Origin of the sequence: Streptomyces oryzae (assembly GCF_017676365.1) — a bacterium.
GTDB classification, from domain to species: Bacteria; Actinomycetota; Actinomycetes; order Streptomycetales; family Streptomycetaceae; genus Streptomyces; species Streptomyces oryzae.
The window spans coordinates 1-21,234 of sequence record NZ_JADKMA010000131.1 but is presented as its reverse complement, the minus strand read 5'-3'; the positions used below and the strand labels follow the sequence as shown (position 1 = coordinate 21,234).

General features: G+C 71.5%; 18 protein-coding genes and 1 pseudogene. 7 read left to right on the top strand and 12 right to left on the bottom strand.

The genetic code is table 11. The features are described from left to right. Nucleotides 1-118: 118 nt before the first annotated feature. Nucleotides 119-622: a hypothetical protein gene (locus tag ITI46_RS23045; protein ID WP_307808283.1), complete on the top strand. Its 504-nt coding sequence runs from the start codon at nucleotides 119-121 to the stop codon at nucleotides 620-622. Between the two features lie 163 nt (nucleotides 623-785). Here the strand turns inward: ITI46_RS23045 and ITI46_RS23040 are convergent, their stop codons facing one another. Both ITI46_RS23040 and ITI46_RS23035 read right to left on the bottom strand, forming a co-directional pair. Next, nucleotides 786-1,682, bottom strand: a complete 897-nt coding sequence (locus ITI46_RS23040; protein ID WP_209241618.1) for an amidohydrolase family protein — start codon at nucleotides 1,680-1,682, stop codon at nucleotides 786-788. A gap of 10 nt (nucleotides 1,683-1,692) precedes the next feature. Next, nucleotides 1,693-2,469 carry an AraC family transcriptional regulator gene (locus ITI46_RS23035; protein WP_209241617.1) on the bottom strand — a complete coding sequence of 259 codons (777 nt, stop codon included), beginning with the start codon at nucleotides 2,467-2,469 and terminating at the stop codon, nucleotides 1,693-1,695. A gap of 153 nt (nucleotides 2,470-2,622) precedes the next feature. Here ITI46_RS23035 and ITI46_RS23030 point away from each other — a divergent pair, with 153 nt between their 5' ends. Both ITI46_RS23030 and ITI46_RS23025 read left to right on the top strand, forming a co-directional pair. Further along, complete coding sequence (locus ITI46_RS23030) at nucleotides 2,623-3,813, top strand: MalY/PatB family protein (RefSeq protein ID WP_307808282.1); 1,191 nt, start codon at nucleotides 2,623-2,625, stop codon at nucleotides 3,811-3,813. Between the two features lie 169 nt (nucleotides 3,814-3,982). Then, nucleotides 3,983-4,615, top strand: coding sequence for a TetR family transcriptional regulator (locus tag ITI46_RS23025; protein WP_209241616.1), 633 nt, complete (start codon nucleotides 3,983-3,985; stop codon nucleotides 4,613-4,615). Here ITI46_RS23025 and ITI46_RS23020 read toward each other — a convergent pair. The 6 genes from ITI46_RS23020 to htpX all read right to left on the bottom strand — a co-directional run bounded on the left by ITI46_RS23020 (nucleotide 4,587) and on the right by htpX (nucleotide 9,953). Then, nucleotides 4,587-5,582, bottom strand: a complete 996-nt coding sequence (locus ITI46_RS23020; protein ID WP_209241615.1) for a hypothetical protein — start codon at nucleotides 5,580-5,582, stop codon at nucleotides 4,587-4,589. The genes ITI46_RS23025 and ITI46_RS23020 overlap by 29 nt on opposite strands. Then, a complete protein-coding gene (locus tag ITI46_RS23015) occupies nucleotides 5,575-6,930 on the bottom strand; it encodes a radical SAM protein (protein WP_209241614.1) in 1,356 nt (451 codons plus the stop codon). Before ITI46_RS23015 ends, ITI46_RS23020 begins: the two co-directional genes overlap by 8 nt. A gap of 254 nt (nucleotides 6,931-7,184) precedes the next feature. Beyond that, nucleotides 7,185-7,538, bottom strand: coding sequence for an arsenate reductase (glutaredoxin) (gene arsC, locus ITI46_RS23010; protein ID WP_209241613.1), 354 nt, complete (start codon nucleotides 7,536-7,538; stop codon nucleotides 7,185-7,187). Nucleotides 7,539-7,631: 93 nt separating this feature from the next. Next, nucleotides 7,632-8,240, bottom strand: coding sequence for a hypothetical protein (locus tag ITI46_RS23005; protein ID WP_209241612.1), 609 nt, complete (start codon nucleotides 8,238-8,240; stop codon nucleotides 7,632-7,634). Between the two features lie 142 nt (nucleotides 8,241-8,382). Beyond that, nucleotides 8,383-8,970 (bottom strand): PspA-associated protein PspAB, encoded by a 588-nt coding sequence (pspAB, locus tag ITI46_RS23000; protein ID WP_209241611.1) that lies wholly within the window; start codon nucleotides 8,968-8,970, stop codon nucleotides 8,383-8,385. A gap of 71 nt (nucleotides 8,971-9,041) precedes the next feature. Continuing rightward, nucleotides 9,042-9,953 carry a zinc metalloprotease HtpX gene (gene htpX / locus ITI46_RS22995; RefSeq protein WP_209241610.1) on the bottom strand — a complete coding sequence of 304 codons (912 nt, stop codon included), beginning with the start codon at nucleotides 9,951-9,953 and terminating at the stop codon, nucleotides 9,042-9,044. Nucleotides 9,954-10,240: 287 nt separating this feature from the next. Between htpX and ITI46_RS22990 the strand changes: the two genes are divergently transcribed. Both ITI46_RS22990 and ITI46_RS34970 read left to right on the top strand, forming a co-directional pair. Then, nucleotides 10,241-11,125, top strand: coding sequence for a Cof-type HAD-IIB family hydrolase (locus ITI46_RS22990; protein WP_372452045.1), 885 nt, complete (start codon nucleotides 10,241-10,243; stop codon nucleotides 11,123-11,125). 159 nt (nucleotides 11,126-11,284) lie between these two features. Beyond that, nucleotides 11,285-11,443 carry a hypothetical protein gene (locus ITI46_RS34970; protein WP_247746437.1) on the top strand — a complete coding sequence of 53 codons (159 nt, stop codon included), beginning with the start codon at nucleotides 11,285-11,287 and terminating at the stop codon, nucleotides 11,441-11,443. Here the strand turns inward: ITI46_RS34970 and cydD are convergent. From cydD to hisC, 4 genes are all read right to left on the bottom strand, one after another. Then, nucleotides 11,429-14,962, bottom strand: coding sequence for a thiol reductant ABC exporter subunit CydD (cydD, locus tag ITI46_RS22980; protein WP_209241608.1), 3,534 nt, complete (start codon nucleotides 14,960-14,962; stop codon nucleotides 11,429-11,431). The genes ITI46_RS34970 and cydD overlap by 15 nt on opposite strands. Nucleotides 14,963-14,978: 16 nt before the next feature. Beyond that, nucleotides 14,979-15,986 carry a cytochrome d ubiquinol oxidase subunit II gene (gene cydB / locus ITI46_RS22975; RefSeq protein ID WP_209241607.1) on the bottom strand — a complete coding sequence of 336 codons (1,008 nt, stop codon included), beginning with the start codon at nucleotides 15,984-15,986 and terminating at the stop codon, nucleotides 14,979-14,981. A 58-nt stretch (nucleotides 15,987-16,044) separates the two neighbouring features. Next, a complete protein-coding gene (locus ITI46_RS22970) occupies nucleotides 16,045-17,583 on the bottom strand; it encodes a cytochrome ubiquinol oxidase subunit I (RefSeq protein WP_307808281.1) in 1,539 nt (512 codons plus the stop codon). Nucleotides 17,584-17,769: 186 nt separating this feature from the next. Continuing rightward, the gene (hisC, locus tag ITI46_RS22965) at nucleotides 17,770-18,876 is read right to left on the bottom strand and encodes a histidinol-phosphate transaminase (protein ID WP_209241606.1); all 1,107 of its coding nucleotides are present in this window, start codon (nucleotides 18,874-18,876) and stop codon (nucleotides 17,770-17,772) included. A 449-nt stretch (nucleotides 18,877-19,325) separates the two neighbouring features. On the opposite strand from hisC, the gene ITI46_RS22960 reads away from it, so the two are divergent. Both ITI46_RS22960 and ITI46_RS22955 read left to right on the top strand, forming a co-directional pair. After that, nucleotides 19,326-20,501, top strand: coding sequence for a LacI family DNA-binding transcriptional regulator (locus ITI46_RS22960; RefSeq protein WP_209241605.1), 1,176 nt, complete (start codon nucleotides 19,326-19,328; stop codon nucleotides 20,499-20,501). A gap of 336 nt (nucleotides 20,502-20,837) precedes the next feature. Beyond that, nucleotides 20,838-21,234, top strand: a pseudogene (locus ITI46_RS22955) (hypothetical protein); the annotation flags it as partial.

The window sequence follows — 21,234 nt, the reverse complement described above, 5'->3', positions numbered from 1 at the left end:
GCACCACGCCGACGCAGGACGCACCCCCTCCAACCCCCTCCAACCGCCTCCAACCGCCTCCAACCGCCTCCAACCGCCCGACCAGCGGACAGGCCCCGAAAGAGGCATGCTCGGTGGTATGGACGAGATGCGTCACCCGCACCGGCTGCCGCGGATCCGGAGCACCGAGTCGGCCGTCTCCGTGCTCGGCGCGCTGGCGGAGCGGCGCGGGCTCCCCGTCTCGGTGGAGCACGCGATCGGTGCCGACGAGTCGTCGCGGCGTACGGCGGCCGGGGCGTTCGCAGTCACCGATGAGGACGGCTCACTCCCGCACGAGGCGCTGCTGGAGATCCCCGCGACGGAGGGGCCGGACGGGGCGGCGTTCACCCCGAAGATCACGGTCCAGCTCTTCGAGGAGGGCGACGCGCACATCACGCTCGACGGCGTGACCTTCCACGACCTGCCGCGCGAGGCGACACCGGCCTTCCTCGAGGCCGTCTTCGACCGGCGCGTCCGGCTGAAAAGGACGTGGTATCCGCCGTTCTGCCGGCTGGTGGTGACGCTGGACGACGAGCTGTCCTACAAGGAGGTCGTCCCCGTGGCCTACGGGCTCTCCCGCTGGCTGAACTCCCTGCCGGGGTAGGCCGGGTAGGCCGGACACCACCCGCAGCACCTCCACACGAAGCCCCCACGCAGGGCCCGGAAGCGAAGCCCGCACGCGAGCCACACACACGCGAGACCGCACACACGCGAGACCGCACGCTCGGCAAGCCCCCCGGCACGCCACGTCACTCCGGCACCCCGCCTCAGGCCAGGCCGAAGACCCGGGCCGCGTTGTCGTGGCAGACGGCACGCAGCCACGTCTCCCCCAGTCCAGTCCGCGTCTCCAGGGACTCCAGAGCATCGGCGTACGCGTACGGGATGTTGGGGAAGTCGGTGCCCAGCAGTACGCGGTCCCCGAGCGCCGCGAGCCGGGGCAGGGCTTCGCGGGGGAAGGGGGTGGCTTCCTCGACGAAGTGGGTGAAGGCCATCGTCGTGTCGAGCAGGACCTCCGTATGGCGTTCGGCCAGCGCCAGGAAGTCGGCGTACTCCGGCAGGCCCAGGTGGGCGACGATCAGCCGCAGCCCGGGGTGCCGTTCCAGTACGGCGCCGATCGGTCCCGGACCGGTGAAGGGGCCGGGAACCGGGCCGGATCCGCAATGGGTGACCACCGGCACCCGCGCTTCGGCGAGCAGGCCCCACACCTCGTCCAGCAACGGGTCGCGCGGGTCGAACCCGCCGACCTGGAGGTGGCACTTGAAGACGCGGGCGCCCTGGTCGAGGGCGCGCCGCACGTCGTCGGCGGCGCCGGGTTCGGCGTAGAAGGTCGCGGTGTGCAGGCAGTCGGGCGTACGGGAGGCGAAGCCGGCCGCCCAGTCGTTGAGGGAGCGGGCCATGCCGGGCTTGTGCGGGTAGAGCATCGAGGTGAACGCCCGGACGCCGAAGCCGCGCAGCACCGTCAGCCGGCGTTGCTCGTCGGCGCGGTAGGTGATCGGCCACTCCCGTCCGACCAGCGGTCCGGCCGCGTCGAAGTACGCCCACACCTTCGCCAGCAGCCGCTCGGGCATGAAGTGCGTGTGGACGTCGATCAGTGCGGGCGCGCCTATGCGCGCACGGAACGCGGCCACCCGCGCGCGCTCCTCCGCCAGGGCATCGGGGTCCATGCCCGTCACCCTAAAGTGCGGCCCTCGGTGCGCAGCGCCCGCCCACTGCCCGGTCGGCCGCCCCCGGCGTATGGCCGAACGCGCGGCGGAACACGTCGATGAAGGCGCTGCTCGACGCCCAACCGCAGCGGTGGGCCACCGCCGTGACGGGCGTGCCCTCGGCCAGCAGCCGCAGCGCGTGGTGGAGGCGGAGCTGGGTGCGCCACTCGGGGAAGCTCATGCCGAACTCGGCGCGGTAGAGCCGGGTCAGGGTGCGCGCGCTGACGCCGACGGCGGCGCCGAGCTCGGCGAGGGTCCGGCCGTCGGCGGGGTCCTCGCACAGCAGCCCGCACACCGCCACCAGCCGCGGATCCTCGGCGGCCGGTACGTGTACGGGCTGCTGGTCGCAATAGCGCAGCTGGTCGAGCAGTACGGCACGCAGCCGACGGCGTTCCGCGGCGGTGCCCCGCGGAGGCCCTGTCCAGGCGAGGAGGAGTTCGCGCAGCAGCGGACTGACGCCGAGTACGGCGGGCCGGTCGAGCCGGAGGGGGTTGTCACCGTCCGGCAATCCGACCAGATGCAGGTCGGTTGCCCCGTAGGCCCGGTGCTGGTGGAAGGTGCCCGCCGGAATCCACAGAGCCCGCGTCGCGGGGGCGACCCAGCTGCCCGCCTCGGTGGTGACGGAGACGACTCCGCGCCCGGCGTACACGATCTGATGCTCGTCGTGCCAGTGCGCGTCGACCTCCTCGCCCGGCGCCAGGGAGAGCGTCCGCGTCACGGCGCGGGGCGAGTGGCGAATTTTCGGCATCGGTTGGCAATTTATCGGAAGCGGCACGGCCAAGCGCCGCCGCAGCATCGCCATATGACACAGCCGCATCGCCGTATGCCACAGCCGCATCGCCATATGACACCGCCGCAGCCCCGGGTGACACCGCAGCAACCCCATAAGACACAGCCCCGGGTGACACCACAGCCCCACCACACGACACCGCAGACCCACCTCGTGCCCCCGCTCCCCGCCCTCCGCGGCCGCCGCAGCGCCAAGTGGCGGAGTCACCCCGCGGATGTGCTGCCGCTCCCTGTCGCGGAGATGGACTTCGTGCTGGCCGAACCCGTCGCGCAGGCGCTCCGCGAGGCCGTCGACCGCTCCGACACCGGGTACGCTGCCCCCACCCGCGACCTCGCCCACGCACTCCGCGGCTACGCCCGCCGCGCCTGGGACTGGACGGTGGACCCGGACCACGTCCGTACGGTCACGGATGTGGGCCTCGGCATCGTGGAGACGCTGCGCCGGCTCGTCTCCCCCGGCGACCGCGTGGCGGTGAGCCCACCGGTGTACGAACCGTTCGGCTGGTGGATACGCGAGGTGGGGGCGCAGCCGGTCGACGTCCCTCTGGCCACCCGGCCCGACGGCGAGCGGCGGCTCGACCTGAGCGCCCTGGAGGAGACTTTCGCAGCACCCGGCACCGTCGCGTACCTGCTGTGCAACCCGCACAACCCGCTCGGCCTGGTGCACACCCGCGAGGAGCTGACCACGCTGGCCGAACTCGCCGACCAGTACGGCGTCCACGTGCTCTCCGACGAGATCCACGCACCGCTCACCCTCCCGGGGGCGGTGTTCGTCCCGTTCCTCTCGGTGTCCGAGGCGGCCCGCCGCCGTGGGTTCGCGTTCCACTCCGCCAGCAAGGGCTGGAACCTGGCCGGGCTGAAGGCGGCGACCGTCGTGACCGCCGACCCGGCGCCCAAGCGGTACGTCGACCGCTTCTCGCCGCACTCCCTCTTCCGTACCGGGCACCTGGGTGTGCTCGCCACCGTCGCCGCGTACGAACACGGTGACGCGTGGCTGGCCGAGGTGGTGAGAGCGCTCGACCACAACCGGGTGCTGCTGGGGGAGTTGCTGGCCCGGCACCTGCCGACGGTCGGCTACCGTCCGCCCGACGCCGGGTTCCTGGCCTGGCTCGACTTCCGCCGGGTGCCGGGCGCAGCGGGCCGGGGCGACGACCCCGCCGGGTATCTGCTGGAGACCGCCCGCGTCGCCCTGACCTCCGGCCTCGGATACGGCGCCGAAGGCCGCGGCTTCGCCCGCCTCAACTTCGCCTGCGCGCCGGATACGTTGACGGAGGCCGTCAGCCGGATCGCCGCCGCCTGCTGAGCTCGGGGGCCCGGCTCCGGCTCCGCTGCGGTGGGACCCGTCGTCTCCGACGACGTACCCGGCAGGAATCCCGCACAGCTACTATTCACGAATAGCCATTCGCGTTTTCACGCGCGAGCCCGAGCGGGACCGGATAGTTCGGAGAGTTTCGGAGAGTGAGGGGTACGGGATGGCCGAGGAGGCACGGCCGCGGCGGCGGCAGGCACGGGGCGAGCGGCGGATGGCACAGATCCTGGACGCCTCGGCGGCCGTCTTCGCGCGGGTCGGCTACGAGAAGGCCACCACCATCGCCATCGCCGCCGAGGCCGGGATCTCGCCGGGCTCCCTCTACCAGTTCTTCCGCAACAAGCACGCTGTGGCGCAGGCGCTGGCCGACCGCTTCGTCGCCCAGCTGCGCGAGGCGCACCGGGAAGCGTTCGACGCGATCGACTTCGCAGCCCTGGACATCGACGAACTGCTGGACCGGATCGTCGATCCCCTCGTCGGCTTCAACATCGCCAACCCGGGCTTCAAGGCGCTCTTCGCCCGCCCCGACATGCCCGAGGGGCTGACCGACGCGGCCCGGCCCATCCAGGAGGCGCTGCTCGGCCGGATCGAGGCGATGATCGGTGCGCGTGCACCCGGTCTGCCGGATGCGGAGCGGCAGCGCACGGCCCGGGTCGGTGTCCAGCTCTTCCAGGCCATGGTGCCGCTGGTGGTCGCCGCGGAGGGGGCTGAGCGCGGGGCGATGACGGGGGAGTTGAAGAAGGCGCTGCGGGGCTATTTGGGCCCGGTCATTGGTGAGTCCGCGGTTGTGCGGTAGGGCTCTTTCTGCGGTTGCTCCGGTGAGGGTGCCCCGGGTGCCCCCTGTCCATAGCGTGCGAGCCCCGCCACGCAGGCGCCCGCCGCAGGTGAAGCGCGTGCCCGGCGGTCAGTGCGCGGGCGGCGCGGTCCGCCGTGACGCCCGTCAGCCGCGCCCCGCGCAGGGCCCGGAGGCTGAGGAGCTGGGCTGCCATCAGGGCGATGACGGGGTTGCGGGAGGTGAGGTAGGGCTCGCATCCGGGGTCTGCCAGGTCGCCCGGGGTCAGCCGGCGGCCGTCCTGCAGCTGCGCGGTCAGCTCTTCGATGCGCGTACGCAGCGCAGGGGACGCCTCGTTCGCCGCCCAGCGCAGATACGGAAGTTCGCGCAGGCCCATGGCGACGAGGACGGTCTCGGCCATCCGCCGGACGACGGGGTCGGGGTTGAGCAGCTCGTGCGCCTGGCAGACGGGGATGCAGGTGCACACCTTGTTGCAGGTGCAGATCGTTCCGCCGCTCCCGGAACTGCCGCTGGTCGTCCCCCCATAGGTGGTGCCCCCGGTGGTGCCGTACGTAGGGCTCTCCGTCGGAGTCGGCGGGTCGTAGGACGGCGTGTCGGTGTCCGACGGGTACGACGGGTCCGGCGTCGGCGTATCGCTCCAGGGGTCGTCCGAGTCGGTCGGAGAAGGGGAGTAGGGGGAATAGGAGGAGTCCGAGTCGCTCGGCGACGGGGACGAGGAGCCGGAGTCGTCACTGCACCCGCTGAGCAGCAGGGCCGCCGCGACCGAGGACGCGATACCGGCGCCGAGGAAGCCGCGCCGCCCGGACGTCGCAGCCCACGGCGGTTTCGTGATCGGCAGCACCTCGGCGGGGCCCGTGGAGCCGTCGTCGTTCACCCGCTGGATCTCGTAGTGCGGCGCGGGCGGGGTCTGCTTCTTGCGGTCCTGGCCGGAGCGCCGCGGCTCCGGCCAGGGCAGCATCACATCATTCACTTCCGCCTCCGTGAAGGGTGCAGGGCTCGCCGTCCTGGCCGTCACGCCACAGGAGGCCGCCCGATCCCGCGATGCGGGTGAGGAGCTGGTCCTTCACCAGCTCCCTGGTGATGTGGCAGCGCTGCGAACCGGCGAACTCACCACGCCCGTTCGCCGAGAGGGACTTGTGGTAGCAGTCGCCCGCGCAGTTCCACTTGGCGAAGCAGCCGTCGCAGAAGGAGCGCTGTTCCACGCCCAGCTCGCGCAGCCGGCCGAGCGCGTCCATGTCGAAGGTGTAGCCGTCCGGGCCCGAGGAGCCGTAGAAGAACACGTCCGCGAACTCGTTGTCCTCGGAGAACGCCTCGAAGCAGGCCGAGACGTTCCCGGACGGGGTGAGGCAGAAGTTGTCCTGGGTGATACCGCAGAAGTGGTTGGTGAGGGTGCCGACCCGTGCCGCGCTGTAGATCAGCTCGTGGCCGAACCGGGCCGCGCGGCCCTGGGCTTCGCGGTAGGCGGCGATGAAGTCCTCGGTCTCGGCGTCGGGCTTCCCCTCGTGCCGGCCGAGTTGGTAGGCGGGCTCCACCTGTACGCGCTTCGGCGTGAAATTGGACAGGACGAACTCGATGGAGTCGGGCAGCAGCGGGATCTGCTCGGCGGTGACGGTCAGCCGCACCGCGTAGGGGTAGTCCGCTTCCGTGAAGCGGCGCATCGTGTGCATGACGCGGCCGCTCGACCCCGTCCCCCGTACGGTCGGCCGGTGCTTGTCGTGCGCCTCGGGCAGGCCGTCGAACGACAGGCTCATACCGCCGTTGAGGTTGGCGATCATCCAGTCGATCTGCCGGTCGGTGAACACGCCGTTCCCCGCGGACGCCGCGATGACCGGGATGCCGTCCGCCTGCTCATGGGCGTACGCCAGCGACTCGGTCATCAGGTTCCAGTGGACGCTCGGCTCGCCGCCGCCGTGGTAGTTCACCCCGACATAGGGCGCCGACTGGCGCCTGGCGTTGTCGATGACGAAGTCGATGCCCTGCTTGGCGACTTCCATCGACATGTACGTGGCGGGAGCGTCGCCCGCCGAGGCGTAGCAGTAGGTGCAGCGCAGATTGCACGCCGTCGTCAGGAAGAGGGTGACCTCGGTCGGCGAGGGATCGCCCTGCCGCCGGGTGACCGCCGAGCGAGGGGGCTTCAGCAGTCCGGCCTCGCGCGCGAACGCGACGACGCTCTCCTCTCCACCCTCACCGGCCAGTACGGCGGGAAGCGCCGCCACCAGCCCCTTCGTCGCGGCGAACGCGGCGCCGTGCAGCGGCGCGTACACCAAATAAGCCTCGCCCTCCAAGGGGATGGCGAAGATGTCCGGAGTTCCGTCCAAGAATCGCTCCAGTCGCTCGGCCCCGAGCCTGCTCCACGCGTTACGCACCAGCATCGGATCGCGGCGCAGCGCATCTTCCCGAATTCCGGGAACGCCCACAACGGGACTGACAGCTTCCGTTACTCTGCGCGCCGGGCACACCTGTCAGATGTCAGGAATGGCCGGCGCGCGGCCCCGGACTCAGCGGGCTCAGCAGCTTCGGCGGACTCAGTGGCCTCAGCGAACTCAGCGGCCTCGGCGGACCCACCGGAGGGTCACAGCACCTCGGCGGCGATCTCCGAAGGGCGGGCGAGGCGGGTGCCCTTGTCCGTCACCACGAAGGGCCGCTGGATCAGTACGGGATGTTCGGTCATCGCCGCGATCAGCTCGTCGTCGGTCACCTCAGGCCGGTCGAGGCCGAGTTCCTGGTACTCGGGCTCCTTGGTGCGTACGGCGTCCCGTACCCCCACCCCCGCATCGGTGATCAGCTGCCGCAGCGTGGCAGCGTCCGGCGGGGTCTTCAGATACTCCACGATCTCGATGTCGTAGTCCGCGTCCTCCAGGAGCGTCAGCACCTTCCGGGAGGTTCCGCAGCGGGTGTTGTGGTAGATCGTCGCCGTCTTCGCCATGGGCCTCATGCTAAGCCGCGGCCTACGGCTCAGGGTGCAACAGCGAGTGGGCGCACCCCCGTGCGGGTTGCGCCCACTTGTCAGCTGCGGGGGTCAGTTCTTGACCGGCCACTCCAGCGGGTCCTTGTAGAAGCCCTGGCTCAGCTGGACCGCGGAGGCCTTCTGGCCCTCGGGGATGAGGAAGGCGGTGCAGATCTTCTCCGACTGGCCCGCGCTCACCTTCTTGCTGGTGTCAGGGGCAGGGCAGTTGGGCCACTTGGCCTCGCCCATGATCACGATGAGGGCCTTGGTGCGCTTGCCCTTGTCCGTCTCGACGACCAGGTCGTCGTCCATGTCGCCGAGCTCCATGGTCTTGCCGCCCTTGTGGGTGAGCGTCGACCAGACGTAGACCGGGATCTGGGGACCGTCGTCCTTGTCCTTCTTGAGGCCGGAGTTGTCCATGTCCGCCTTCGTACCGGTCTGCACCTTGGTGGGGGTGACCGTGTACTTGGCACCCTTGGAGCTCTGCTCGTCGCTCTTCTGCACCGGGCTCGACTCGCCCAGGGCGAAGGTCTTCTTGCCGCCCGACGAGTCGGAGCCGGAATCGGACGAGTGCGAGCCGGAGCTGTGCCGCTTCCCGGCCGAGCTCTTGCAGCCGGTCACCGCCACGGCCAGGACCATCGCCCCGGCCACCACCGGGACAGCACGAGTCCACGTACGCATGTCTTCCTCACTTTCCCCGTTCAAGAGCCCCGTTGCCCGGCGGGGCGGTTCTCCCGCGCGGCCGGACCGGTGTGTTCAGGCGCCTGATCCTGCCAGAGCGGAATCCGCCCCTCATCAGGAGGGGTTACCAAGGGGAGCGGGCTCACAGCCCGGGGGCGCCCCAGACGGGGAACCAGCGGCTGAGGTCCTCCTCCAACGGGAGGTCGTTCGCCAACAGGGCGCGCACCTGGAGCTCCAGCCCGTTGTCCCGTTTCTCGGTGCCGCCGGGGAGCGGGGCGAAGGGGTAGAAGGTGCCCCGCTTGTAGAGGTAGATCAGCGCGAGGGAGGAGCCGGAGCCCTCTTGCCGGAAGGACACCAGCGAGCAGAGCAGCTGCGGGCCGAAGCCGCCCTCGGCCAGCAGCGTGTTGACGGCGTGCAGATCGTTGACGAGCGCCGCCATGTCGTCGGCCGGCTGGCGTGCCGTGAGCCACGTATAGCCGTAGGAGTCCTGGTCGAACTCGACGGGGATGCCGCCCCGCACGGTGTCCGCGTCCAGCAGCTCACGCACCTCCTGCCGCAGCCGGTTGAAGGCGCCGCCCTCCACGCTGGCGAAGCAGACGGCGCCCACTCCGGTCGGCACGAACGCGGTACCGGCCTGGAGGGTCAGCGCGGCGGCGGGCAGCGCGAAGAGCTGGTCCAGGTCGGGCCGCTTGGGCTTGCTGCGGCCGAGGAGCACATCCAGAAAGCCCACGGCCCGTCTCCCTTCCGTCGTCCTCGCCCGGTCCTCGTGTCACTCGGTCCTCGTGTCACTCGGTCCTGGTGTCACTCGCCGTGACCGAGCTGGCTGGATATCCGCCCGAGCTGCTCCAGGCGCTTCTCCAGCGTCGGGTGCGAGGAGAACAGCGAGGCGATGCTCTCGCCGGAGAAGGCGGGAACGAAGAAGAACGCGTTGTACGGCTCGGCCTTGCGCAGGTCCTTGGTGGGGATCCGGGCCATATCGCCGCTGATCTTCGTGAGGGCCGAGGCGAGGGAGGACGGCCGCCCGGTCAGCAGGGCACCGGCGCGGTCGGCCGACAGTTCGCGGTAGCGGGACAGCAGCCGGGTCAGCAGAAAGCTGATCACGTACACCACGGCGCTGACCAGCGGAACGAGCAGCAGGAGCAGCCCCACCCCGTTGTTGTCCCGGCCCGCGCTGCGGCCGATACCGCCCCACAGGGCGACCCGGGTCATGATCCCCGCCAGCACGCCGAGGAAGGAGGCGATCGTCATGACGGCGACATCACGGTGCGCGACGTGCGACAGCTCATGGGAGAGCACCCCTTCGAGTTCCTCCCGCTCCAGGCGGCGCATCAGCCCGGTCGTGGCGCACACCAGGGCGTTCTCCTGGTTACGGCCCGTGGCGAACGCGTTGGGAACGTCGCTGTCGGCGATGGCGACGCGGGGTTTGGGCATGTCGGCGAGGGCGCACAGCCGGTCGACGGCGCCGTGCAGCTCAGGCGCCTGCTGCGGGGTGACCTCGTGGGCGCCCATGCTGAAGGCGGCGATCTTGTCGCTGAACCAGAACTGGGCGATGAACAGCGCGCCCGCGATCACCAGCACGAAGGGCCAGGCGTTGCCCAGCAGAGCGACCAGTACGCCGACGAGGACGACGTAGAGCAGGCCGATCAGGAACATGGTGGTGACCATCCGTGTGGTCAGCCCACGGTCTGCGACATAACGCGAGTGACGAGCCATGACGGCCGCTCCTTCCCGAAGCGCGGAGCCCCCCGGGCACCTGCGCGGCCCGGCGCGGAAGCACAGCGCTCATGAAGCACTCACTTCGATTGTGCCTGTTTGGTGGGTGAGAGGACGATAAGAGTGCTCTGACCCCTCTGTCCCCGCATACGCGGGGGCCCACTCCTGCCTCGTGCGCCCCTTTGTGCGCTCGCGTGCCCCCTCGCACTCGAGGCGTGCTCTCATCCGGGTCTCATCCGTGCGGAGCCTCGCACGCATGTTCAGGCATATGCGGGAAGATGGTGCCCGTGACTCCTTCGACTCGCCCGTCAGAACGCCCGGCTCCCGGGTCCCCGCAGCACCGGCCGTCGCCGGGCAGACGGACCGCCCCCCGGCTGATCGCCACCGACCTGGACGGCACCCTGCTGCGGAACGACAAGACGGTCTCCGACCGCACCATCGCGGCACTCGCCGCCGCGGAGGCCGCCGGGATCGAGGTGTTCTTCGTCACCGGACGCCCCGCCCGCTGGATGGGCGTCGTCAGCGAGCACGTACACGGCCACGGGCTCGCCATCTGCGCCAACGGCGCGGCCATCGTCGATCTGCACGCGGGCCGCCGGGTGATCCGCGTACGGGAGCTCGCCCGGCGGGACGCGCTCGCCGTGGTCCACGCCCTGCGCGCCGCGGCCCCCGGCGTCAGCTTCGCCGTCGAACGCACCGGTGGCATCCACTACGAGCCCGAGTACCCCTCCTTCCCCACCGACCCCGGCGCCTCCTTCGCCCCCGTGGACGAACTGCTCACCGACAGCCGCGAGGGCCACTACGCCGAGCCCATCGTCAAACTGCTGGCCCACCACCCCACCGGCGACCCGGACGCCTTCCTCGCCCTCGGCCGCAAGGCCGCCGGAGCCCACGCCGAGTTCACCCGCTCCAGCCCCAGCGCCCTGCTGGAGATCTCGGGCCGCGGTGTCAGCAAGGCCAGCACCCTCGCCCTGGCCTGCGAAGAGCGCGGCATCGCCCCCCATGAGGTCGTCGCCTTCGGCGACATGCCCAACGACCTGGCCATGCTCACCTGGGCCGGCACCTCCTACGCCATGGCCAACGCCCACCCCGACGTCCTCCTGTGCACCACCCACACCACCGCCTCCAACGAGCACGACGGCGTCGCCACCATCATCGAAAGCTTCCTCTGAGCGCGGAGAAGGCTTCCTCCGAGTGCCGCCAACTCGGTGGACGGGCGGTGCGGCGTGGCCGATGGTGCAACGCATGCCGGCCCTTGTGCGTCACCTCACCTTCGACTGCCACGACGCGTACGGCCTGGCCCGGTTCTTTGCAGCCGTGCTGGAAGGGCAGTGGGGGAGGACGACCACCCGGGCGACCCCGAGGCGCTGGTGGAGACTCCGGGTTCGGAGCTGCCGGACGGCAAGGGGCGGGTGACGCTCGCCGATCCGGAGGGCAACGAGTTCTGCGTCGAGCGCGGTGCGGCGGAGCGGGCCTCAGCCGGCGGGTAGGGGTGCGGCGCCCGCTGCTTCCCGTTCGCGGCCCAGCATCTTCGCGAAGGGTCCTTCGGCGTGGGCCAGTTGGTGGTAGGGGCCGCGTTCGACCGGGCGGCCCGCTTCGAGGACGACGATCTCGTCCACCGCATCGAGGCCCTGGAGGCGGTGGGTGATCAGCACGGTGGTGCGGCCTTCGGTCGCCGTCAGCAGGTCGGCGGTCAGCGCGTCGGCGGTGGGCAGGTCGAGGTGTTCGGCGGGCTCGTCCAGGACGAGGACGGGGAAGTCGGCGAGGAGCGCGCGGGCCAGGGCGAGGCGTTGCCGTTGGCCGCCGGAGAGCTGGGCGCCGTGCTCGCCGACGAGGGTGTCCAGGCCGCGCGGGAGGGTGGCCACCCAGTCGTCGAGGCGGGCCGCTGCGAGTGCCGCGTGCAGCTCGGGTTCGGTCGCGGACGGCCGGGCCAGCCGAAGGTTCTCCCGCAGCGAGCTGTCGAACAGGTGGGCGTCCTGGGCGCAGAGGCCGACCTGACGCCGTACGGCGTCGGTCGCGGCGTCGAACGCGGAGACGGCCGGAGCCGCACCGAAGGTGTAGGAGCCCGCCTGCGGGCCCACGAAGCGGAGCAGTGCGTTGGCGAGGGTCGTCTTGCCGGAGCCCGAGGCGCCCACGACAGCCACGCGGCGGCCCGGCGTCAGGTCGAGGTCGAAGCCGGAGAGTGCGCAGGGCGCCTCCGGTGCGGCGTCCGGATAGCGGACGGTCAGGTCACGGACGCGGAGGGGGAACGGGTTCGCGGGGAGCGCGGCCGGGTGCTCAGGCTCCGCGACGGGCACGGGTGCGTCCAGCACCTCGTACACCCGCTCAGCCGAGCGCCGCACCCGCTGCCGGAACTGCACCGCCTGCGGCAGCGGCGTCACCACCTCGAAGGTGGCGAGCGGGGTGAGGACGACCGTGGCCAGGAGGAGCCCGTCGAGCGCGCCGCTCGTGGTGGCGCGCGCACCCGCCCACGCCGCTGCCGTGACGGTGAGGCCGGCCGCCAGGGTGCTCAGTCCTGACGCCAGCGCGGTACGGGAAGCGGAGCGCGCCGCGATCCGGGTCAGCTCGGCGTCGGCCGCCGTCACCTCGGCGCGGCGGGACGCGAGCGCACCGGTGACCGGAAGTTCCCCGGAGGCGGTCCCGGTGAGCAGGTCCACCGTACGGACCGCCAACCGGGCCCGCGCGGGGGCCAGTCGGCGCTCCGTAGCGCGGGAGAGCGCAGCCGTGAGCGCGGGCACCGCGATGCCCGCCACTGCCAGGCCCGCCGCGAGGGCCGCGCCGGCGGCGGGGAGGAGCCAGCCGGTGAAGGCGACTGCCGCCACGCCGACCGTCCCGGCGACGGTGGCCGGGAGCAGCCAGCGCAGGAAGTAGTCCTGGAGCGTGTCCACATCAGCGACCAGGCGGGTGAGCAGATCGCCGCGGGCCCTGTCCTTCAGCCCAGCCGGGGCCAGGCGTTCCAGCCGCCGGTAGACGGTGACGCGGAGGTCCGCGAGGACACGGAGGGCCGCGTCGTGCGAGACGAGGCGCTCGGCATAGCGGAAGACGGCTCTCCCTATGCCGAACGCCCGGGTCGCGGTGACCGCGACCATGAGGTAGAGGATCGGGGGGTGTTGGGCGGCGCGGGAGATCAGCCAGCCGGAGGTGGCCATCAGTCCTGTCGCGCCGGCCAGCGCGAGGGCGCCCAGGGCGAGGGCCAGGGCGAATTTGCGGCGCAGGCTGTGCGCGGTTTCCCGTACGCGGGTGAGAGGGCTCCGCGAGGGGGCTGCGCCGACGGTGGGTGGCTGGTGCGGGTGGGTGTGCGTCTGCGGGCCGCCTTGGCCCTCCCCCAGCCTCCGGCCGGGGGTACCCCCACTGCCGCCCCTGGCGGCAGACTGCCCCAAGGCCTGGGGGAGGGCGGTAGCACGCGGAGACAGCTCCAGTACGCGGTCCGCCACTCCCAGCAGTGCAGGCCGGTGGGTCACCAGAATGACCGTCTTGCCTCTGGTCAAGCGGCGGACGGCGGCGAGTACGGCTGCTTCCGTGGCGCCGTCCAGCGCAGCGGTCGGCTCGTCCAGCAGGACCAGCGGCCGGTCGGCGAGGAAGGCGCGTGCCAGCGCGACGCGGCGGCGTTGACCCGCGGACAGGCCGGCGCCCGACTCCCCCAGTTCCAGCGCCGGGTCGAGGTCCGGCGCCCCGGCGTCGGCGAGCGCCCGTGCGACGGCTCCCTCATCGGCGTCGGGCCGGGCGAGCCGCACGTTGTCCGCGATCGTCCCCGCGAAGAGGTATGGGTGCTGGGGCACCCAGGCGATCTGCTCGTGCCAGGCGGCGAGGTCGAGCGAGCCGAGCGGCACCCCGCCCACCAGCACCCGGCCCTCCGCAGGAGCCGTGAAGCCCAACAGCACCGACAGCAGTGTGGTCTTGCCGCCCCCCGACGGCCCCGTCACCGCCACCACCTCCCCCGGGCATACCGTCCAGTCGGTCGGTGGCAAGGAGTACCCTCCCCGCCCCTCGTGCCGTACGGCGACCCCTTCCAGCGTCAGCGTGGCCTCCCGTACGTCCACCCGGGCCGAGCCGGGCGCGGGCACCGGGCGCTCCAGGACGTCGAAGACGGACTCCGCGGCCGCCAGCCCCTCGGCGGCGGCGTGGTAGTGGGTGCCCACCTGCCGCAGCGGCAGATACGCCTCGGGCGCGAGGATCAGCACCATGAGCCCGGTGTGCAGGTCCAGCTCCCCGTGCACCAGCCGGGTTCCGATGCCGACCGCGACGATGGCGACCGAGATCGTGGCCAGCAGTTCGAGCGCGAACGACGAGAGGAACGCCAGCCGCAGGGTGCGCAGGGTGGCGCGGCGGTAGTCACCGGTGATGGTGCGGATGTTGTCGGCCTGCGCCTTGGCACGGCCGAACACCTTCAGCGTCGGCAGCCCGGCGACGACGTCGAGGAAGTGCCCCGACAGCCGGGCGAGCAGCTTCCACTGGCGGTCCATCCGCGACTGGGTCGCCCAGCCGATGAGCGCCATGAACACCGGGATCAGCGGCAGGGTGGCGACGATGATAGCCGCCGAGACCCAGTCGGCGGTCACGATCCGGGCCAGTACGGCGACGGGCACCACGACGGCGAGGCCGAGTTGGGGCAGATAGCGGGCGAAGTAGTCGTCGAGCGCGTCGATACCGCGGGTGGCGAGGGTGGTCAGCTCGCCGGTGCGCTGCGTGGTGAGGAAGCCGGGCCCCAGCGCCGTGGCCCGCTCCAGCAGCCGCACGCGCAGCTGGGACTTGACCGCGGCACCGGAGCGGTGCGCGGCCAGTTCCGTCAGCCAGGAGACCAGGCCCCTGGCCACCGAGACCGCGGCGAGCAGCAGCAGCGCACCGCGCTCGAACGTGCCGTGCCGGTAGGCGCCGACGACCACGTCCGTGAGCAGCACGGCCTGGGCGACGACCAGCCCGGCACCGGCCAGCCCGAGCGCCACGGACGCGACGAGGAAGACGCGCGTGGCACGGGCGTAGCGCACCAGCCGCGGGTCGACAGGCTTCATGACGCCACCCCCGGCCTCAGTGACCGCCGGAGGGGGCCAGGTGCTGGGTGCCGATGCGCTTGCGGAACACCCAGTACGTCCAGCCCTGGTAGAGCAGCACGACGGGGGTGGCGAGGGCCGCGCACCAGGTCATGATCTCGAGGGTGTACGGGGTGGAGGCCGCGTTGGTGACCGTCAGGCTCCAGTTCTCGTTCAGCGTCGAGGGCATGACGTCAGGGAAGAGGGACAGGAAGAGCATCGCCACAGCGGCCACGATGGCCATCCCGGAGAAGGTGAACGACCAGCCCTCGCGCCCCGCGAGGTTGGTGCCGAGCGCGGCCACCAGCGCGAGAGCGGCGACGATCACCGCGACCAGCGAGGCGGCGTCCCCACGCTGGGCCTGGGTCCACAGCAGGAAGACCACCGCGAGTACGCCCGCGGACGCGCCCACCCCGGTCGCCAGCCGCCGCGCCCGGGTCCGGATGTCGCCGACGGTCTTGAGCGCGGTGAAGACGGCGCCGTGGAAGGTGAACAGCGTCAGCGTGACCAGCCCGCCCAGCAGCGCGTACGGGTTGAACAGATCGGCCAGGTTGCCGACGTACTCCATGTCCGCGTCGATCCGCACCCCGCGCACGATGTTGGCGAAGGCCACGCCCCACAGGAACGCGGTGATCAGCGAGGTCCAGAACAGCGCGTGCTCCCAGTTGCGCTGCCAGTGCTCCTCCTCGCGCTTGGCCCGGTACTCGAAGGCCAGCCCGCGCACGATCAGGCAGAGCAGGATGACCAGCAGCGGCAGATAGAAGCCGGAGAAGAGGGTGGCGTACCACTCGGGGAAGGCGGCGAAGGTGGCACCGCCCGCGCTGAGCAGCCACACCTCGTTGCCGTCCCAGACCGGCCCGATGGTGTTGATCAGCACTCGGCGCTCGGCCCGGTCGCGGGCGAGCAGCTTGGTGAGGATGCCGACCCCGAAGTCGAATCCCTCCAGGAAGAAGTAGCCGATCCACAGGACGGCGATGACGACGAACCAGACGTCATGGAGTTGCATTGCTCAGCGCCCCTGTCTTTCAGAACGGGTCAGCACGGTTCAGCACGGTCAGTACGGATCAGTACGAGAAGGCCATCGGCCGGTCCTCGGTCTCGGCATCGGCACCCGCGGGGCCGCCGCCGATCCTGGTGGGCGGGTTGAGGTCGGCCTCGGTCAGCTCGGGCGGGCCGGCCTTGACGTACTTGACCAGCAGCCGTACCTCGATCACGGCGAGCAGCGCGTAGAGCGAGGTGAAGGCGATCAGCGAGGTGAGGACCTCGCCCTGGGAGACGCCGGGGGAGACAGCGGAGGCGGTCGGCAGTACGCCGTAGACGACCCAGGGCTGGCGGCCCGTCTCGGTGAAGATCCAGCCCCAGGCGTTGGCGATCAGCGGGAAGCCGAGGGTGAGCACGGACAGCCGCCAGTACCACAGGCCCAGCCGCGGGTGCAGCTCCCGGTTCCTGGTCAGCGCGAGCCGCGGCAGCTCGTCCTCGCCGGTACGCAGCCGCTCGGCCAGCCAGAACCGGCGCCGGGTGAGGTAGAGGCCGACGGCACCGAGCGCGAACGACGCCATCCCGAAGCCGATCATCCAGCGGAACGACCAGTAGGCGACGGGGATGTTGGGCCGGTAGTCGTCCAGACCGACGCGGTCCTTGAACTTCACCTTCAGGTGCGCGTTGGTGTCGTTGATGCCCGGGACGGCCTCGTGGAAGTTGTCGTGCGCGAGGAAGGAGAGCACGCCGGGGATCTCGATGGCGACCTTGTTGTGGCCCTTGTCGACGTCGCCGTAGGAGAAGACGGAGAACGGGGCCGGCGCCTGGGTCTCCCACAGCGCCTCGGCGGAGGCCATCTTCATCGGCTGCTGCTCGTACATGATCTTGCCGAGCCGGTCCCCGCTGACGACGGTGAGCAGCCCGGCGGCCACCAGCGTGACCAGCCCGAGCCGCAGCGAGCTGCGCATGACGGCTATGTGCTTCTTGCGCAGCAGGTGGTACGCGGAGATGCCGACCATGAAGGCGGCGCCGGTGAGGAAGGCCGCGGTCATGGTGTGGAAGAACTGCGCCAGCGCGGTGTTCTGGAAGAGGATGCCGAAGAAATCCGTCATCTCGGCGCGGCCGGTCTTCTCGTTCAGGCGGTAGCCGACCGGGTGCTGCATCCACGAGTTCGCGGCCAGGATGAAGTACGCCGAGGCGACGGTGCCGAACGCGACCAGCCAGATCGTCGCCAGGTGGAGCTTCTTCGGCAGCTTGTCCCGGCCGAAGATCCACAGCCCGATGAACGTGGACTCCATGAAGAACGCGATCAGCGCCTCGAAGGCGAGCGGGGCACCGAAGATGTCGCCGACGAAGCGGGAGTAGGCCGACCAGTTCATTCCGAACTGGAACTCCTGCACGATGCCGGTGACCACGCCCATGGCGATGTTGATCAGGAAGAGCTTGCCCCAGAACCGGGTCGCCTTGAGGTACTTCTCCTTGTTCGTGCGCACCCACGCCGTCTGGAGCACCGCGGTCAGGGTGGCCAGCGAGATGGTGAGGGGGACGAAGAGGAAGTGGTAGACGGTCGTGATGCCGAACTGCCAGCGCGCCAGTGTCTCCGGCGCCAATGCCAGGGTTGTCACGTGCTCTCTCCCTCACACCGTGGCGGGCTTCGCCGCAGCAGACAGACTTCGTGAATGAGTTCACATTCACAAGACCTAGCGTACGACGCCGCCATTTCGGACATGTGAGCGGGGGTGCCCTTCGCGCCACGGGCGGGCGCCCGCACGGTGCAGACGCCCGCCCTCGGCCCACCTCGGCCCTGGGGCCTACAGCTCTTTTCTGAAGGCCGCCGCGACCTGCAGAAAGATGTCATTGGCTGCCGTCTCACCCACCGTGACCCGCACACCCTCCCCCGGGAACGGGCGGACCGTCACGCCGGCGGCCTCGGCCTGCTCCGCGAAGGCGGACGTCCGCTCCCCCAGCCGCAGCCAGACGAAGTTGGCCTGCGACTCCGCCACCGTCCAGCCCTGACCGCGCAGCTCAGCGAGAACACGTGTGCGCTCTTTCACAAGCGCCTCGACCCGCTCCAGCAGCGCATCCTCGCTGCGCAGCGAGGCGATGGCGGCTTCCTGCGCGAGCTGGCTCACCCCGAAGGGCACCGCCGTCTTCCGCAGCGCGGCGGCAACCGGCTCGTGCGCCACCGCAAAACCCACCCGCAGCCCGGCCAGGCCGTACGCCTTGGAGAACGTACGCAGCACGCACACGTTCGGCCGGTCCCGGTACAGCTCAAGACCGTCGACCACCTGCTCGTCCCGGACGAACTCGCGGTACGCCTCGTCCAGCACCACCAGCACATCGCCGGGCACCCGGTCCAGGAAGCGCTCCAGGTCGGCGCCGGGGATGGCGGCGCCGGTGGGGTTGTTGGGGTTGCAGACGAAGATGAGGCGGGTGCGGTCGGTGATCGCATCCGCCATCGCGTCCAGGTCGTGCGCCTCCCGGTCCGCACCACCGGTCAACGGCACCTGCACGGACGCGGCGCCGGAGATCTGGGTGATGATCGGGTACGCCTCGAAGGAGCGCCAGGCGTAGATCACCTCGTCGCCGGGCCCGGCCGTGGCCTGGAGGAGCTGCTGGGCAACGCCCACCGAGCCGGTTCCGGTCGCCAGGTGCGAGTCGGGCACCTGGAACCGTTCGGCCAGCACCGCGTAGAGCCCCGTGCAAGCCATGTCCGGGTAGCGGTTGAAGGACGACGCGGCCGAGGTCACCGACTCCAGCACGCCGGGCAGCGGCGGGTAGGGGTTCTCGTTGGACGACAGCTTGTAGGAGACAGGGCCGTCGGCGGCTGCCGGACGCCCCGGCTTGTAACTGGGCACCCCCGCCAGCGCCTCACGCAGCCGGGGCCCGCCCGCACTCCGCTCGCTCTTGTCACTCACCGCTGCTCCTCCTCCGTCGGCGCCAATGCTCTTCACCTTATGAGGATTCACCCGCGCGGCGTAGCCATCGAGCACGGGACCGGCACGGACCCGGCCCCGTGCTCCATCGCCCCGGCCCCGGCTCGACCCCGGCCCGGCCCTGGCCCGGCCCCGGAGCACGGGCCCCGCGCTCCCTCCCGTGCGCGCGCCTGCGTGCGCCCGTGGGATGCGCGCGCTGGTAGCGGGCGCGGTGGCGCGCATCGCTCGTGATGGTGAGTTGGGAGCAGCCCGCACCCTCGTCACCACACCGGCCCAGCCCGCCCGCACAGCCGGACACCCCACGGGCGCCCCCGCTTCGAGCTGGGGTTTCCATGGTCGTCGGGGAAAGCGACTCATGCAGAATCGTGCCTCCGCACAGCCCTCGAACGGCCCCCGCCGTGAGGGTGCACCGGGCCTACGATCGGCTCGCCATGACAGCAGCAGAGAAGCATCAGGCGGGTCGGACATCGGCCTCCGTCCCCCCGCCCGCAGCCGGCAGGTGCCCTCAGCCGCGCGGCGGGGCCCGGCTGAACGGGCGGGCGGGCATCAGAGATGTCGCCGCCGCAGCCGGTGTCTCCATCACGACTGTCTCCGACGCCCTCAACGGAAAGGGCCGCCTCCCGGACGCGACGCGCAGCCACGTCCGCGAGGTCGCCGAGCGGCTGGGCTACCGGCCGTCGGCCGCCGCGCGGACGCTGCGCACCGGGAAATCGGGGCTGATCGGCCTCACGGTGACGACCTACGGCGAAGAACCGTTCACTTTCACGGAGTTCGCCTACTTCGCCGAGATGGCCGCAGCCGCCACCTCCGCCGCACTCGCACGCGGCTATGCGCTGGTCATCCTGCCCGCGCCGGCCCGCAGCGGACCCGCGGGCGTCGGCGGGCCCGACGTCTGGTCGAACGTCGCGCTCGACGGCACCGTCGTCGTCGACCCCTCGGCCCAGGACCCGATCGTCAGCGAACTGCTCCGCTCCGGACTGCCCGTCGTCTCCGACGGCCGCCCCAGCGACTCGCTGCCGGTGGCCGCCTGGGTGGACAACGACCACGAGGCGGCCGTCCGCGGCATCCTCGACCATCTCGCCGAGTCCGGAGCCCGCCGTATCGGGCTGCTGACCGGCACCAGCACCGACACCTACACCCGGCTGTCGACCACCGCGTATCTGGACTGGTGCGAGCGGGTGGGCCAGGAACCGGTCTGCGAGCGTTATCCGGCGCACGACCCGTGCGCGGGCGCCGTCGCCGCCGACCGGCTGCTGGCCAGACCCGACCGCCCGGACGCGGTGTACGGGCTCTTCGACCCCAACGGCACCGACCTGCTGGCCGCGGCCCGCCGCTACGGGCTGCGGGTGCCGGAGGACCTGCTGCTGGTGTGCTGCAGCGAGTCCCCCGCCTACGCCACCACGGCACCGCCCATCACCACGTTGTCGCTGAAGCCGGGACGTATCGGCAATGCCGTCATCCAGCTGCTGATCGACGCCATCGAGGGGCTGGCCCCGGCCCGGCCCATCCAGCGCGTGATGCCGACCGAGTTGATCGTCCGTACGTCCTCCCGGCGCGGCGCCGCGCCTGCGGCGGTCGGTGCGCCCCGCGCCCCCGCGACCGGGTGAGAGCCCGCGTCGGCCGGGGCCGCGCGCGAACTGGACGGTGAACCGGGCGGGTTCGGCGGGGCGCCGGCACGGATTTCGTAGGGTACGTCAGCGGAGAATTCAGGAGGAATTCCCGTCGGGTCGGGCCACCTCGTCAAATGCGCGCCCCCAGGTGCGTCACAAGGCGCGACCTGCGTTCCTATGATTGGGGGCACCCCGGCCGACGGCAGGGGGAGGACGACACCGGGACCAGCTCCCGACCTGGGGCGGCACCCCGGCCGAAAGACCAGCGACCGGGGCCCCAGGGAAGGGGGACGTCCTGCGGTGCACGGCGGCGGCGCGATGGTGGAGGGGTCGATGACTCAGGGGGCCGGTCAGGGACCCGACGTATGGCACGGCGGGACGACGACGCACGGCGAGGGATCAGCGCCGGCGCTGTCCGCCACGGGGCAGGACGCTCCGGTGCCGCTCGGCACTCGCGCCCCGCAGCAGGCGGGCACCACGGCTGCGACGGCTGGGGGGAGCGCGGCGGCGGCCGCCGAGCAGAGCCCGAAAGCGGCGGCCACCCGGCCCACTCCGCCCACCGCCCCGCTGACCGCCGAGGGCTCGGCGGCGATGCGGGAGCCGGCGTCGCCGGACAGCGCGCCCACGGCTCCTCAGGGCCCCGGGGCCGTGGCGGCACCGGCCGGCCCGGCCACCCTGCGGGCCCCGGCCGACGGCGGCGTACGGCCGGGTGGACCGGCCGCCCCGGGCA

What these genes read in the sequence shown, in the direction of transcription:
- ITI46_RS23045 (WP_307808283.1), top strand. Translation starts at nt 119, where the DNA reads ATGGACGAGATGCGTCACCCGCACCGGCTGCCGCGGATCCGGAGCACC.
- ITI46_RS23040 (WP_209241618.1), bottom strand. Translation starts at nt 1,682, where the DNA reads ATGGACCCCGATGCCCTGGCGGAGGAGCGCGCGCGGGTGGCCGCGTTC.
- ITI46_RS23035 (WP_209241617.1), bottom strand. Translation starts at nt 2,469, where the DNA reads ATGCCGAAAATTCGCCACTCGCCCCGCGCCGTGACGCGGACGCTCTCC.
- ITI46_RS23025 (WP_209241616.1), top strand. Translation starts at nt 3,983, where the DNA reads ATGGCCGAGGAGGCACGGCCGCGGCGGCGGCAGGCACGGGGCGAGCGG.
- arsC (WP_209241613.1), bottom strand. Translation starts at nt 7,538, where the DNA reads ATGGCGAAGACGGCGACGATCTACCACAACACCCGCTGCGGAACCTCC.
- ITI46_RS23005 (WP_209241612.1), bottom strand. Translation starts at nt 8,240, where the DNA reads ATGCGTACGTGGACTCGTGCTGTCCCGGTGGTGGCCGGGGCGATGGTC.
- htpX (WP_209241610.1), bottom strand. Translation starts at nt 9,953, where the DNA reads ATGGCTCGTCACTCGCGTTATGTCGCAGACCGTGGGCTGACCACACGG.
- cydD (WP_209241608.1), bottom strand. Translation starts at nt 14,962, where the DNA reads ATGAAGCCTGTCGACCCGCGGCTGGTGCGCTACGCCCGTGCCACGCGC.
- cydB (WP_209241607.1), bottom strand. Translation starts at nt 15,986, where the DNA reads ATGCAACTCCATGACGTCTGGTTCGTCGTCATCGCCGTCCTGTGGATC.
- ITI46_RS22960 (WP_209241605.1), top strand. Translation starts at nt 19,326, where the DNA reads ATGACAGCAGCAGAGAAGCATCAGGCGGGTCGGACATCGGCCTCCGTC.